The sequence below is a fragment of the Brevibacterium sp. BDJS002 genome (assembly GCF_028201555.1).
Taxonomy (GTDB): Bacteria; Actinomycetota; Actinomycetes; order Actinomycetales; family Brevibacteriaceae; genus Brevibacterium; species Brevibacterium aurantiacum.
In genome coordinates this window covers 4,091,122-4,105,396 of the sequence record NZ_CP116392.1, presented here as the reverse complement: position 1 = coordinate 4,105,396, position 14,275 = coordinate 4,091,122, and the positions used below count along the sequence as shown (strand labels likewise).

11 protein-coding genes are annotated in these 14,275 nt (G+C 63.4%); 1 reads left to right on the top strand and 10 read right to left on the bottom strand.

Going from position 1 to position 14,275, the window contains the following annotated elements; genetic code table 11:
* Nucleotides 1–394: 394 nt before the first annotated feature.
* On the bottom strand, nt 395–2,185 hold the full coding sequence (locus PGC08_RS18910; RefSeq protein ID WP_271709165.1) for a sigma factor-like helix-turn-helix DNA-binding protein: 1,791 nt from the start codon (nt 2,183–2,185) through the stop codon (nt 395–397).
* A 238-nt stretch (nt 2,186–2,423) separates the two neighbouring features.
* Entirely contained in the window at nt 2,424–3,971 is a 1,548-nt protein-coding gene (locus PGC08_RS18905) for an aminotransferase class I/II-fold pyridoxal phosphate-dependent enzyme (RefSeq protein ID WP_226829854.1), read from the bottom strand.
* Nucleotides 3,972–4,062: 91 nt separating this feature from the next.
* On the opposite strand from PGC08_RS18905, the gene PGC08_RS18900 reads away from it, so the two are divergent.
* Nucleotides 4,063–5,082: a LysR family transcriptional regulator gene (locus PGC08_RS18900; protein WP_096146124.1), complete on the top strand. Its 1,020-nt coding sequence runs from the start codon at nt 4,063–4,065 to the stop codon at nt 5,080–5,082.
* Between the two features lie 41 nt (nt 5,083–5,123).
* On the opposite strand, the gene PGC08_RS18895 is transcribed toward PGC08_RS18900, so the two are convergent.
* The 8 genes from PGC08_RS18895 to PGC08_RS18860 all read right to left on the bottom strand — a co-directional run bounded on the left by PGC08_RS18895 (nt 5,124) and on the right by PGC08_RS18860 (nt 14,257).
* Nucleotides 5,124–5,582 carry an RrF2 family transcriptional regulator gene (locus PGC08_RS18895; protein ID WP_069601130.1) on the bottom strand — a complete coding sequence of 153 codons (459 nt, stop codon included), beginning with the start codon at nt 5,580–5,582 and terminating at the stop codon, nt 5,124–5,126.
* Nucleotides 5,583–5,665: 83 nt separating this feature from the next.
* Entirely contained in the window at nt 5,666–6,574 is a 909-nt protein-coding gene (locus PGC08_RS18890) for a sulfite exporter TauE/SafE family protein (RefSeq protein WP_069601129.1), read from the bottom strand.
* A 227-nt stretch (nt 6,575–6,801) separates the two neighbouring features.
* Nucleotides 6,802–8,187 carry a tripartite tricarboxylate transporter permease gene (locus tag PGC08_RS18885; RefSeq protein WP_096157790.1) on the bottom strand — a complete coding sequence of 462 codons (1,386 nt, stop codon included), beginning with the start codon at nt 8,185–8,187 and terminating at the stop codon, nt 6,802–6,804.
* Nucleotides 8,184–8,597 (bottom strand): hypothetical protein, encoded by a 414-nt coding sequence (locus PGC08_RS18880; protein ID WP_096157789.1) that lies wholly within the window; start codon nt 8,595–8,597, stop codon nt 8,184–8,186. Before PGC08_RS18880 ends, PGC08_RS18885 begins: the two co-directional genes overlap by 4 nt.
* A 46-nt stretch (nt 8,598–8,643) precedes the next feature.
* Nucleotides 8,644–9,579: a hydroxymethylglutaryl-CoA lyase gene (locus tag PGC08_RS18875; protein ID WP_271709164.1), complete on the bottom strand. Its 936-nt coding sequence runs from the start codon at nt 9,577–9,579 to the stop codon at nt 8,644–8,646.
* Nucleotides 9,576–10,850 (bottom strand): hydroxymethylglutaryl-CoA reductase, degradative, encoded by a 1,275-nt coding sequence (locus tag PGC08_RS18870; RefSeq protein ID WP_096157787.1) that lies wholly within the window; start codon nt 10,848–10,850, stop codon nt 9,576–9,578. The genes PGC08_RS18875 and PGC08_RS18870 overlap by 4 nt, the downstream gene beginning before the upstream one ends.
* Before the next feature lie 216 nt (nt 10,851–11,066).
* Entirely contained in the window at nt 11,067–12,965 is a 1,899-nt protein-coding gene (locus PGC08_RS18865; RefSeq protein WP_096161146.1) for a helix-turn-helix domain-containing protein, read from the bottom strand.
* Between the two features lie 23 nt (nt 12,966–12,988).
* Nucleotides 12,989–14,257 (bottom strand): pyridoxal phosphate-dependent aminotransferase, encoded by a 1,269-nt coding sequence (locus tag PGC08_RS18860; RefSeq protein WP_096161147.1) that lies wholly within the window; start codon nt 14,255–14,257, stop codon nt 12,989–12,991.
* Nucleotides 14,258–14,275 lie beyond the last annotated feature (18 nt).

Below are 14,275 nucleotides of genomic sequence, written 5' to 3'. Positions count from 1 at the left end.
CGTTTCAGATGCAATTCGATTTTCTGACACCCAAAGAACTCGAGAGTTACGGGGTGATCGCTTTTCGACAATGCTGAACATCTTCACTCGATTAAACACCCATGTCAACAAATTTAGTGAGGCAGATCACGATGAATTGTCGTTCGGGTAAGAATTCTGTGGGACTGCTGAAAGCGACCGGAGTATTTACCTCAGGCGAACCTGTGGTTATTAGGAACAGCCTCAGCCGGCGGGGCTTTGGGTGTGCGAATGGTCGATGCGCGTCGGCAGACGCGTCAATTTGGGGCGCAGTCAGCCCAATTGGAGGTGCAGTCAGTCTGAGGAGTGTCCCCGCGCCAAGCGCTCATTTCGATGAAGAGCCTGTGCTCAGTTCGAGGCGCCACTCTGTGTCGAATCAGGGGGTGGGGCTATCGGAGCTCGGCTCCTCAGGCGACTCGGGCGACTCATCAGACGGTTCCTCGGTTGGCTCTTCTGACGGCTCTTCTGACGGCTCTTCTGACGGCTCCTCGCTTGGCTCCTCAGTCGGCTCATCCGACGGCGACTCTGAAGGTGTTTCAGAGCCGTCGGATGGTGGCGGTGTCGGTTCCGAAGGCGACTCAGGGTCTGGCTCGTTGGAATCCGACGGGCTCGGCTTGTCTGGTTCGTCTGCTGACGGGCGATCGCTGCTGTCGCCCTTATCCCCGGGGTTGTCCTCAGTCGATGGGCTATCGTCCGTCTGGCCGTCATCGTCTCCAGGGTTCCGGGATGACTTTTCATCCTCATCCCTGTCGGAGTCAGAAGCCTGTGATTTCTCGGATCCCGACTTTTGGTCGTGCTTGTCCGAGTTCGTGTCATCTGGAGATTGGGAGTTGCTGTTCTTGTCCTCCTTCGTCGAGGAGGAGTCTTCCTTCGAGGAGGAGTCTGCAGGTGAGACGGCAGTGCTCGCGTTGCCGGGACGCAGCCCCGTCTGCTCGTCGTATTGCGGCACGATGGCTACACCAACAAGCGTTCCCAGGAGGCCTATGCACGCGGCGACCACCGGGATCAGGACAGGTTTCGGCATGCTGAAGCCAGCTGGTGCAGGCTTTTGGCGCGAGGTGTGAGCGGCCGCGGGTGGCGCACCGAAGGCGGTGAGAGAGGCGGACTCATCGGCTGTTTCGGAGACGGAGCTGGTCTCTGGATCATCCTTCGTGACTGAATCTGTTCCTGCCGTTGCGTCGGCTTCGGGCACCGATGTCGCACCTGCGGCACCTGCACCTGCTGCGACGGAAAGGCGAGGCGCGGCAGCCGCGGTTGTGTCCGCGCCTTGAGAGTCTGCACTTTCGTCTTCGGCGTCGGCAGCCTCGGCCCCCAATAGGGCCGGAGCCGGCTCTGCGACTGATTCGTCTGCAGCTGCGGCTGTCTCGGTTCCAGGTCCTTCGGCAGCAGACGTTTCGAGGACTGCGGTTGTAGGGTCAGCAGCTTCGGCAACAGCGGGAGCCGGTTCGGGAACTGTCTGTGCCAGGGTGTCGGAGAGGCGCTCGATGACGATAGGCGAGGTCAGCAGTGCGGGGATGAGCGCGCCACGGTGGTCGGCGATTGTCTCGCTGTCCACAGGGCGGACTTTCTGCCACTCGTCCTGCAGTTTTCGGCGTGCACGAGCGGACAGCCGCTCGACGGCGGGTGCGCTGATATTCAGTTGTTCGGCCACAGCCTCGGGTGAGAGCCGTTCGACCTCGTGCAGCCACAGGATCCGCTGCCAGTTGTCGGGCAGGTTCGACAGTGCCTGCGAGAGCAATGCAGGCACTGGAGCCTCAGCCTCAGCCTCAGTCTCAGCCTCAGCCTCAGCTGGAGCATCGTCGTGTGACTCCTGACCACGCGGTGGCGTCGAGCTCGCGAGGTTTTCGTCGCTTGCGGAGTCGACCTCCGAATCGACAGGGGAGCCCACTGCTGAATCGATCTCGACATCCACCATGGGCTGGAGTCCCTCGGCTGTGTCGGCGGATCCGTTGAGCAGGGACCTGAGCACATTGAGGAATGCATCATCGGCGACCTGTCGAGCCTGCGCAGGAGGCAGGGACGATGTTGCTCTGGCCACGGCGTCATCGCGGTAGCGTCGGTAGATCTCGGAATAGGCGCCGGCGGTTCCGAGGTCGATGAGTGAGAGGAGCTCGTTCTCCGTGAAATCGGCGAGTTCTTCCCCTGGCTGGTGTACGTCCACGTCCATCCGGTCCTGAATCAATCGGCAGCGTCAGTCGGTCTGCGGCTCGTCATTGCAGACTGCCTCAGACACAGCAGTGAGGACAGGGGAAGGGCATTCTGTGAGAGATCTATCCTCAGCGGCGACTGTAGCCGACAAGAAGGCTTTGTGCATTCAGTATCGTTATTTGAACAATCAACCAGTCTGCCAGGCCCGGTCGAAGCCCGTCGGGCACGGCGACAGCCGTCAGGCCCGACGGCAGCAGTCAGTCCTTGAGGACGCGGAACGTGCTCAGGGTCGCATCGACGCCGCCGCGGACGTGTCCCGATGGGCTGGCAGCGACGGCCTGTAGGAACTCGACGGTCTCTGCAGTGATCCTCTCACCGGGGAGGACATTCGGGATTCCGGGTGGGTACGCGGCCAGCGAGCTGACGCTGGTCCGTCCGATCGCCTCGGCGGCGGGGACGAGTTCGGATTCTGCGAAGTAGGCATCGCGCGGCAGGGCAACCAACTCTCCGGCGTTCGGCAGCGCGGGGATGCCCGAGGCTCTCGTCGCAGACTCGGCCGTACCTGCACCGGGCGTCCCGGAGTTCTCGGCACGGATCTGGTCGAGTGCGTCGAAGAGTCGGCCGAGGTCGGGGGACTTGCCGATGCCGATGAGGGCGACGATCGTCGTGGCCGTCGCCATCTCGGCGAAGATGTCGAACTCCTCGGTCAGGCGCTTGCGCACAGCATGGCCGTCGAGTCCCGTCGAGGTGATGTCGATGGGCAGGCGGAAGGGGTCGATGTCGACGACGTCGGCATGGTTCATGAAGTCTCCGGACAGCAGATGATAGTGCTCGGAGCCCTCGATCCGGGCACGGATCTGGCGGATGTTGTCCAGCGAATCGGCAATCGCATCCTGGGAGTTCACAAGGTCGCGGCGGGCAATGTCGATCGATGCCATGAGGTGGGCGTTCTCGCTGGTCGAGGCCGTCATCATGAAGGCACGGGCCAGGGCCGGTTCGAGCCTGTTCGCGAATTCGGTGTCGCCGAGGTGGAGCAGGGCCGACTGGGTGAATGAGCCGGCGAGCTTGTGTGTACTCATGATGACGATATCGGCGCCCAGGGTCACGGGGGACTCCGGCAGGTCGGGGTGGAAGCCGAAGTGGGCGCCCCATGCGGCATCGATGATGAGGGCGGCACCGGCTTCGTGGGCGACCTCGGCCAGAGCGCTGACGTCGGCGACTGCACCGAAGTAGCTGGGGGTCACCAGGTAGACGGCAGAGACCTTCTCAGGGTGAGCGGCGATGGCATGGCGCAGCGAATCCGGGGTGACTCCATGGGCGATGCCGTTGACCTCGTCGACGTTGGGGGAGACGAAGCCGGGGTTGAGGCCAGCCAACACGATGCCGTCGATGAAGCTCGAATGGGCGCTGCGCTGGGTGACGACGCCCGTGCCCAGGGTGCCGATCGCCAGCGCTGCCATGCGGTTGCCCTGCGAGGAGCCGTTGGTGAGGAACCAGGTGCGCCGCGCGCCCCAGGCCTCGGCGGCCAGCTGCAGGGCTTCGTCCTTCGGGGTGTCGACGCCGAGGTCGATGCCGTCGAAGAGCGGGGGGATGTCCAGGGAGAGGGTGTGCTCGCCGAAGAACTCGGCCTGACCTGCGGAGATTCCCGTGGTGGTGCCGCCGTGTCCGGGGGTGGACAGGAACAGCGAGTCACGCTTGGCCGCCGCCTGCAGCGCATCGGCATAGGGCGCGTAGGTCTTCGCAGTTCCCGGGAATGCCGAATGATCTGAGGCGGAGGTCATGGGGGAGTCTTGATGCACGGTCATGAATCCAGGTTAGGGAGTGACCCCTTGCCGGGAGAATACCAAGTTTCCTAAACTGATGAATACACACTATTGAGCTTGTGGTTGGAGGATCATGGAAACTCTGGATACCCGTGGACTCTCAGCCCTGCGCGCGATCGCCGAGTCCGGTTCGGTTGCCGCCGCGGCGACCACGCTGGGGTGGAGCCAACCCACCGTCAACCATCACCTGCGCAATCTGGAGAGGGCACTGGGCTCGACCTTGATCGAGAAGAGCCCGCGGGGATCGCAGCCGACAGTGGTCGGCGGCCTTGTCGTCTCCCGTGCTGTGGAGATCCTGGGACTGTGCGACCGCCTCGGCGCCGAGGTGGCTCTGTGGCGTGAAGATCAGGCGGTTCCGGTTCGCATCGGGGCCGTTCCCACGGTCGGTGCCCGAGTGATCCCAAAGCTGCACAACCAGCTGCAGAAGCGTGCGCGCTGGCAGACCCCTGACGAGATGGCCACTGTTCTTCCCGCACCTGCTGATATGACGGCCGCGGCACTCGATGTGACCATGGATGAGCATGCGAAGCTCGTCGCCAGGCTGGAATCCGGAGACCTCGACCTGGCGCTGCTCGTCTCCACCGACATCGACAAGACGTGGATCCCGTCGACCCTGAAGGCCAAGCACCTGTATTCGGAGCAGCTCTTCCTCTGCGTGCCGAAGTCCGTCGGTCCGGTCTCCTTCGATGCTCACGGGATGCCCGATCTCACGGCCTTGGTGTCCCAGACCTGGGCGTTCAGCATCGATCCCGGAGATGCCATCGACGAGGTAGTTCGGTCGTTCTGTGTGGCCGCCGGCTTTGAGCCGCGGGTGGGCATGCGGATGGATGACTACGCCGCGATCATCCGGATGATCGCGGCCGGGTTGGCGGTCGCAGTGATCCCTGATTCCTCGGTCCCCGAGGACCCGACGGTCGAAGTCATCCCGATGCCGATGGACGCCTGCCGCCGCGACGTCCTCCTCGTATCCCGCGCACGGTCGGGGGAGTCGACCGCGAAGGTCACACGGCACGACCCGATCATCGCCGCCCATCATGCCGCCGTCGCCGAGGTGGTCGCTGACGTGGGAACCGTCACCGCGCAATGGCGGTGACGCAACGGATGCAACGACGGTGATGCGCTGGTGGTGACTGCTCAGTGCGGGTTCCAAGCGTCTTCGATTGCGACCTTCTCGGTCACCTCGGCGGGCAATGTCTTCGAGGCCAGAGCCTCGATGGTCACCTGCTCGAGGACATCGCGGAGGGCGAAGCGGGCCGCGATCCACACCTGTTGGAGGGATTCGGCGGCATCGTCGTACTCGACGGCCTCAGGTCGCTGGCCGTAGATGGAGACCAGCGGTCCGTCGACGGCGCGGATGACATCGGCGATGGTGGTGGCGCTCGCGGGCTTCGTCAGTGTCCAGCCGCCGGACTTGCCGCGGACCGAGGCCACGATCTCGACTCGGCGCAGGTCGGCGAGGATGGCCTGGAGAAATCCCTTGGGGATGTTCTGTCGCTTTCCGAGCTCATCGGCGCTGATGGGGCCGCCGTCGCTGACGTTGGCGATCTCGATCAGGGCCCGCAGGGCATAGTCGGATTTCGTGGTGACCCGCATGCCGTCATAGTAACAGCGGGCTCACCGGCACCCCTGCGAACCGGCACCCCGGCTTGAGCCGGGGAACCGGCCGTCTGCGGTGCTCAGCTTCCGGTGGTGACTTCGGCGCCCACCTCGGCGAGGGATTCGGTCTGACGGGTGCGGCGCTCAAGGCGAACCGCATGCACGATGAGTGCGATCCAGGCTGCTGCGAGGGCGATGAGGGTGATGGTGACCGTGGTCGACGATGCTCCGAGGGCCAGGGCGATCGTGCGTGCGTTGGTGAGGATGATGATGCCGCCGGCGGCGATCGCCAGCACCCGGGCGGGCAGGATCTTGACCAGCCAGGCGGCGATGGGTGCGGCGATGACACCGCCGACCAGAAGCGCCCCGGCGATCGACCATTCGATTCCTGAAGAGCCCAGCGCGAAGAGGAACCCGAGCGAGCCGCCGACCGCGACGACGAATTCGCTGGTGTCGATCGACCCGACGACCTTGCGTGGTTCCAGTCGCCCCGATGACAGGAGAGTGGTGGTCCCGACCGGGCCCCAACCGCCTCCGCCGATGGAGTCCAGGGCACCGCCGACAAGTCCCATGGGAACGAGCAGCTTCACTCCGGGCCGGCCCTTGAACTCGGGGCGTCGACCGCCGAGGGCGAGGAAGCGCCAGATCACATAGATTCCGAGGGCCAGCAGGATGCCCGAGATCCACGGTGTGGCCGCATCACCGTTGAGGCTGGTGAGGAAGGTGGCGCCGGCGAAGGCACCGACGAAGCCGGGGATCGCGAGGATCGAGACCGTCTTCCAGTCGACGTTGCCGAACTTGTGGTGGGAGATGCCGGAGACCAAAGACGTGCCGATCTCAGAGAAGTGCACCGCCGCCGATGCTGTGGCCGGCGCGATCCCGGCCGCGAGCAGCAGGGTCGTCGACGTCACTCCATAGGCCATGCCGAGGGAGCCGTCGATGAGCTGGGCAAGAAGCCCGACGAATCCGAGGACGATGAGCTGGCGCATAGTGGTGACCTTTCAGCAAGCTGAAGATTGTTGAGCAATTCGTTCGCTGCCAACAATACCCACTAAGTCGATCCGATTACTAGACTATGAATTTCTGTGACGTTTCGAGACCTTGCGCGTCACAGGGACAGGGCGGTCTTTGAGACATAACGAAGCACCGAGGTAGACGTACCCCGGTGCTTCGAGTCTGGCCCAGGCGACCAGCAATGTCGGACCGTCGGGACCTTTTACAGGGCCAGAACTGCCGGAACCGTGAGGACGGCGACGTAGTAGCCCATAAATTGGACGCCTGCGTGCATGCCGATCATTCTGTTGAACAGACCACCGACCAGTCCCACAGTGATGGTCACGCCGAGTGCGAGCAGACCACCTTCGTAGAGGCAGATGACGCAGATGAGCGCGGCGAATCCGGCGATGATCGCCTCGTGTGAGACCGATTTCATCACCCAAGTAGCAGCCCTGTGGGCGTTCCTCATCACGAAGGGGTAGGCGACTGCAACTGCGATGACCGCGGCGATGACCGAGAAGAGCGCGAACTCACCGGTCGACAGCAGGTCGTGCAGATTGTTCGTCTCGCCCGTCTCCGCATCGAGGGTGTAGACCGGCGGCGCGTTGAACAGCGGCGCTGCCGGGCCCGCGGCCATCGGCGAGAGAGGGAGGCCGATGGCGATCAGCGGGATCAGTGTCTCGGCGATATAGGTCGACTCGGTGGTTCCGTTCCTGACGGACACGACCGTAGTCAGTCGATGGAAACCGTTCTTGATTCGGCTGCCGGCGATCTCACCCATGAGCACCGCCATGGCGACTGGTGAGAACACGAAGGTTGCGCTGGTGATGACGGCCGAACCGCTCGTGTAGGCCAACTGCTTTCGGTCCAGGACCTTGAAGGGGTTCGGTAACTTTGCCCCACCCGCAGGCCGGACGTCGGGCGCGAGGTCGAACTCCCGCTTGCCTGCCTGAGTCATCGACCGACGGCCCGCGGGGGACAGGGCAGAGAACAGATCGTAGATGAGAGGACCGGTCGCGATGCCCAGGAAGAAGGAGGTTGTGAACGTCGCGTCCTTCTGTTCGAGGATGAATGCCTGCAGCCCGACGATGATGAGGACGAAGGGGATCAGTGCGACGACTGCCGCCAGCTTTCCCTTCGACGTGTACGCGACGAGCACGGCCGCCGCGATGAAGATCCACGGGGCTGCGGCACCGATGGCCTCGGCGAACGGAGTGAGGACCAGTGCGAAGAGGATCGACAGAGGAATCGCGATGATCACCGCGATCACGCCGCCGGAGATGGCCTTCTGCAGGGCGATATGAGGCACTCCGAGAGAACGCAGCAGCTGTGCTTCGCGCAGCATCGGCACGGCAGTGGTGTCGCCGGGTATCCCCAACAGTGTTGTGGGCACGGCGTGAGAGATGTGCTTGGCGATGATCGCTGCCAAGAAGAAGGCGATGACGCCGGCCGGCGGTACTCCGATGAGGATGACGAGCAGTGCCAGGGGTGCGACGATCGCTGTCTCGTCGGTGCCTGAGATGAGGCCGATTCCGGTGAAGAGCACCGCGGCCAGCAGGGCCATGCCGATCGCCCACAGGATCGGCTCAATGAGATCCGCGCTCACAGCTGTGCACCCTTCGCCCGGTTCTCATGGTTCTCGACCAGAGCGTCGAAGAGCCCGAGTGCTCGGATCTCCTCCTGCACCCCCGGTTTGAGATCGCGGGGGTCACCCAGGTCGCCGTACTCTTCGACGACTTCGTCAATGACCTCCTGTCGGTTCCGTGTATCGGCCTCTGACTGCGTGATCACCCGCTTGGGCTTGAACAGGATCCCGGCGATCACGGCACCGATGATGCAGCCGACGATCCCGATGAGAAGAGCGTAGGAATGCCCCAGTTCCGGATCGCCGGTGGTCGTGAAGAGATGGTCGGAGATGAGGAAAGCGGGAACCGCCACCCCAATTCCGATGGCAATGCTGCCGACAAGGTGTTTTGAGTCGACAGTGTCATTCCAGACTTCGAGCAGCTGTGGCATCTTCGCCTACCTTCTGTTGATGAACGGTCTGTTGTGAACTGTGGTGCTACTGATTGACGATGGCTGCCGAGGTGGCCGACGCCAGTGGCTTGCCGAGTTGCTGACTCAGCCATTGGCTCGTCTCCGCGACTGCGCGGATGTTGACTCCGGTCGAGATTCCCAGACCGTCAAGCATCCACAGGAGATCCTCAGTTGCCAGGTTTCCCGTCGCTGAGCCTGCGAACGGGCAGCCACCTACCCCACCGGCCGAGGCGTCGAACTCGGTCACTCCCAGCTGGAGGGCGGCGTAGACGTTCGCCAGCGCCTGACCGTAGGTGTTGTGGGTGTGCAGCGCGATCGACTCGACCGGGATGCCGTCGTCGATCAGGGCCTGCAGAACCGCGGTGACGTGACCAGGTGTGGCGGTGCCGATGGTATCGCCGAGCGAAAGCGACGAGCAGCCGGATTCCAGCAGTCGATGAGATGCCGTGACCACACGCTGTGGGTCCACCGGGCCTTCCCAGGGATCGCCGAAGACCATGGACAGATAACCGCGCACGCGCATTCCCGCCGAGGTGGCCGCGGCCGCCACGTCAAGGTTGCGTGCCGTGGTCACTTCGAGGCTGTCGCCGAGGTTGGCCCGAGAGAAGGCTTCCGTGACACTGACGAACACAGCGATGTCCTTGGCGCCCGCGGACATGGCATCGGCGAGTCCGCGCTGGTTGGGCACGAGGACTGGGTAGGAGATGTCCGAGTCGAGGTCGAGCTCGTCGAGAACTGAGCGGGTGTCAGCCATCTGCGGAACGGCCTGAGGGGACACGAAGCTGCCTGCTTCGATGGACTTCAGACCGGAATCGGCCAGTCGGGAGATGAGCTGGGCCCGAACCTCGGCGGGCAGGGTGAGAGATTCAGCCTGTAGCCCGTCCCGAGCACTGACCTCGTAGACCCTGACCTGAGTCGGAAAATCGTCATGGGTGAAGACCTGTGGGAGTGAGTCCATCATTTCTGTGCACCTGAGCGAAGATCGGCGAGGATGGCCTGAACCCGATCGAAGCGGAAGGCCTTCTCTTCGATCAGCTTCTCCACGATGATCTTGGCCTCTTCGGCGGTGGCGCCTGCGGACACGGCAAGATTCTTCGCATGCAGCGACATGTGACCGCGCTGCACACCTTCGGTGGCCAGAACCCGCAGCGCCGCCAGGTTCTGCGCCAGACCGGCTGCGACGATGATTTCGGCCAGGTCCTTCGCGGTGCTCACTTCGGCGACCTGGAGGGAGGTGCGGGCCGCAGGGTGGACCTTCGTGGCACCACCCACGAGACCGACGGGCATCGGCATCTCGAGGTTGCCGACGAGGTTGCCTTCGGCGTCCTTTTCGAACGTGGACAGTGAGGTGTACCGACCGTCGACCAGGGCATGCGAATGGGCGCCGGCTTCCACCGCGCGAGTGTCATTTCCGGTGGCCAGGACGACAGCGGAGATGCCGTTCATGATGCCCTTGTTGTGAGTGGCGGCCCGGTACGGGTCGGCTGCCGCCAGCTCGTAGGCGTGGAGGATGTTGTCGACGACTTCGGCTCCACCCAGGAGTTCTTTGTCGAAGACGGCGCGCGCTCGGCTCAGGCGAAGATCTGCCTTGTTCGTCAGGATGCGCAGCAGTGCGTCGCCCTCGGCGATCGCCGCAAGGCTGCTCGACACCGCCTCTGCCATGGTGTTGACCGCATTGGCTCCCATGGCATCGCGGACGTCGACGTGGAGATGGACAACGACATAGGTTGCCGACTTCGCCTCGACGAGGCGAACATCGAGGCCCTTGACTCCTCCGCCGACCTCGACGAGCTTCGGATCCTGCGCATTGGCCAGGTCGATGATCTCATCCTGGCGTTCGAAGATACGGGACCGTGCGGCATGAGGGTCTGCCACATTGATGAGCTGGATCTGTGCCTGCATGATCGGCTGGGTCGAGCTGGTGAAGAACCCGCCTGTGGGCCGTGCCATCCGTGCGGCGTTGCTGGCTGCGGCGATGACCGATGCCTCTTCGGTGGCCATGGGTACGAGGACATCGGTGCCGTTGATCGTGAAGTTGGTGGCGACTCCCAACGGCAGGGAGAAGACACCGAAGACGTTCTCGCTCAGGTTGGCGGCCTGCTCGGGGCCGAACGCAGTCGCATCGATCTGGGTGAACACCTCGGTGTCGAGCCCGGTTGCCTCGGCTACTGCCGTGCGACGATCGTTGACCGACTTATTGCGGAAGTCGGCGATACGACTGTTCTCTGCCATGGTGTGTCTCCTGTCGAGTCTTCTTCGAATCTGTGTCTGCCGACCGCGGCTGCCGAAAGCGGCCGAGCTGAGCCGGTCAGAGCGTCTGCGCAGAGTAATTCCGCGCAGAGTTCAGTCAAACACTTCAGGACTCGAACACCTATGGCCGTTGCAGCCAGTAATATTGTCCGCTCATGGCCGTATCGGCCAGGGCTGCTGGCTCATACCCGGGTAGGTTCAGTCCTTCTGCCGGAGCTGATCCAGGCGGAGTGCGACGTGGAGACGGAACGCGTATTCGGGCGCTCGCCAGTCGTTGTCGAGTACCGTATCGATGCGCTCCAGCCGCAGTTTGACGGTATTGATGTGAACCGAGAGAGCAGCGGCGGTGCGGCTGACGCTGCTGCTGTGTTCGAAGTAGGTGCGCAGTGTGGTGATCAGATCGGCCGATTGCCGCCGATCCCATTGTCGCAGCGGGCCGAGCATGCGCTCCATGAACTGTCCGACGTGTTCGGGGGCTGAGCCGAACATCGCCGTGTAAGGAGCGAAGTCCTCAGTGGGGCGGACGCCTGTGGTGATCGAGAGCGAGTTGAGCACACGCACGCACGACCAGAGTTCGTCTTCTGCGGTGCGCAGCTGCGAACGCTGAAATTCAGTGTCGGAGACAACGACCAGGCACTCGCGCAGGACGTCTGAGGCGGTGAGCAGCTCATTCAGCTGCGTTCGGCTTCGATGTGCCGAACGGGGCAGCAGCACGGTCAGGCCCGGGGAACGTTGAGTCATGAGAATCCGCGGCTCGATCCGAGCCAGATACGAACCGATGCGGTCGAAGTCGTTGGGGCCGGCTTGAACCACGATGAGCTGCCAGGGGCCGAGGAGGGTGAAGTTGCTGGAACGCGCTCGCGCTCGCAACTCGTCGAGACTTCTGGTGTCGGCGATCAGATCGACGGCCAGTTCGCCGCGCACACGGTTCTCCGCGTCGGCACGTGACTGCTCGTTCATCTGAATGAGTGCCAAAGACTGTGCGGCCTGCGCGACGATGCTGTGGTCGCCGTCTTTGGGGTCGTTGTGGAAGAGCACGAACAGCCCGCTGTGCTGACGTCTGTTCGACGCCACCGAGGCAGCGATGAGTCGCTTGGCGTGGGCGATCTGGACGCTTCGTCCGGTGCGGTGACTGGTGTCCAACGCCGCAAGAATGTCATCTCGACTCACGTCGGCCTCGGCGAGGAATCCCTCGTCTGCTGGGAAATCGGGGGAGTCAAGGCTCCAACTGTCCACGATGAGCACCTCGGCACGGAGGGTCTCGGCAATGACTTTCGTGACGGCTGCTGCACCGTGGCCCTGCAGCACCAACTGGGTCAGCTGCTCTTCGACCTCGACGAGGCGCTGCAAGGTGCTCGCCTTGGCCGCGGCCAGTTCTTCTGAGGCAGCAGACAGTGCGGCCGCTTCGGCGAGTTCGCCCATGAGTCGGGCGGTCTTGAGAATCACCGAAGCGTGGTCTGCCAGAGCAGAGAGCAAGGTGATCTCATCTGCCCCGAAGTCATGGGGGTAGCGATTCGCCGCGAACAGGGCACCGAGCACTTCACCGTCGACGACCATGGGCACTCCGAGGAGTGACTCCATGCCTTCTGCCTTGACAGCTGAGTCGACACGCCGCTCATGCGGCAGTTGAGTCAGGTCGTAGTCCGAGGTCCAGTGGGCAGCCCGATCGCGGACGACACGGCCTGCGAGCCCAACTCCGGGTGGTACTCGCAGCGCCGGGAGTTGGAGCGAAATGGCCCCGCGGCTGGCTCTGACGTTGAGCTCGTCGGTTTCCGGGTTGTATTCCGAGAGATAGGCGATGTCGCAGCCGATCAACGACTTGGCTCTGTCGACGAGCTTCTGCAACAGGCGCTTCGTGTCTCTGACCTGGATGAGCTCTGAGGCGCTTTCGAGCAGGGCTGCGCGTTCATGGTCCTTCTGGCGCCAGCGAACCATGGTGGTGGACAGGTCGAGAAGCGAGTCGATGAGGGTCGACTGCGGCCCGAGTTCTGCCTCCAACGAGCCGCGATCGACGGGGTTGCCGCGCGCGATCAGACTGATAGCCCGTGCGACGGAGTCCACTGCTACGGTCTCTGGTCCTGTCGAGCGCTCCGTCATGGGGCCATTATCTCAGCCTCAGCTCACCCCGCCGCCGGCGACATCTCCTGAACGGTCGGCAGCTCGCAGGTGCTGGGTGCGTTCTGCTTGTAGCCGGAGAGGAACTCGCCGAGGCGGTTGATCGATTCGTCCAGGACCTCGACGGAGGGCAGGGTGACGAGTCGGAAGTGGTCGGGGCTCGACCAGTTGAAGGCGGTGCCGTGGGAGACGAGGATCTTCTGTTCGCGCAGCAGGTCGAGGGCGAACTGTTCGTCATCGGTGATGTTGAATTTGTCGACGTCGAGTTTCGCGAACATGTAGAGGGCACCGCTGGCTCGGTGCGCGGAGACACCGTCGATGGAGTTCAGCCCCTCGTGCGCGAGGTTCATCTGCGCGCCGAGGCGGCCCTGCGGCAGGACCAGGTCCTCGATCGACTGCTTGCCGCCTAGTGCTGCCTGAATTGCGTGCTGGGCGGGAACGTTGGCGCACATGCGCATATTGGCCAGGAGTTTGATGCCTTCGAGGTAGCTCTTGGCCTCGGACAGCGGTCCGGTGATGGCCAGCCAGCCGGCGCGGTAGCCGGCGATCCGGTAGGCCTTGGACAGTCCCGAGTAGGTCAGGCACAGGACATCGTCGCCGGTCAGGGTAGCCATATTGACCATCTCGACGTCGTCGTAGGTGATCTTCTCGTAGATCTCGTCGGCGAAGATGATGAGGTCGTGGCGGCGTGCGATGTCGACGATCTTCTTCAGAGTCTCGCGTGAGTAGACCGCACCCGTCGGGTTGTTCGGATTGATGACGACGATGCCGCGGGTGTTCTCGGTGATCTTCGATTCGAGATCCTCGAGGTCGGGCTGCCAGGCGGTGGCTTCGTCGCACAGGTAGTGCTTGGGGGTGCCGCCGGCCAGGGCGACCGATGCCGTCCACAGGGGATAGTCGGGGCTGGGGACGAGGATCTCGTCGCCGGGATTGCACAGGGCCTGCAGGGACAGGGTGATGAGTTCGCTGACTCCGTTGCCCAGGAACACCTCGGGGGTGTCCAGATTGTGGATGCCTCTGGTCTCGTAGTACTGGACGACGGCGCGGCGACCGGAGAGGATTCCACGCGAGTCCGAGTACCCCTGAGCCACGGGCAGCTGTTTGACCATGTCGTGGACGATCGCCTCGGGGGCTTCGAATCCGAAAGGTGCAGGGTTGCCGATGTTGAGCTTGAGGATGGTGTGGCCCTTGGCCTCCATCGCCTCGGCCTCTTCGAGGACGGGTCCCCGAATGTCATAGAGGACATTGGCCAATTTCGACGACTGCCTGTACATGTGTACCTTTCGCTGAGA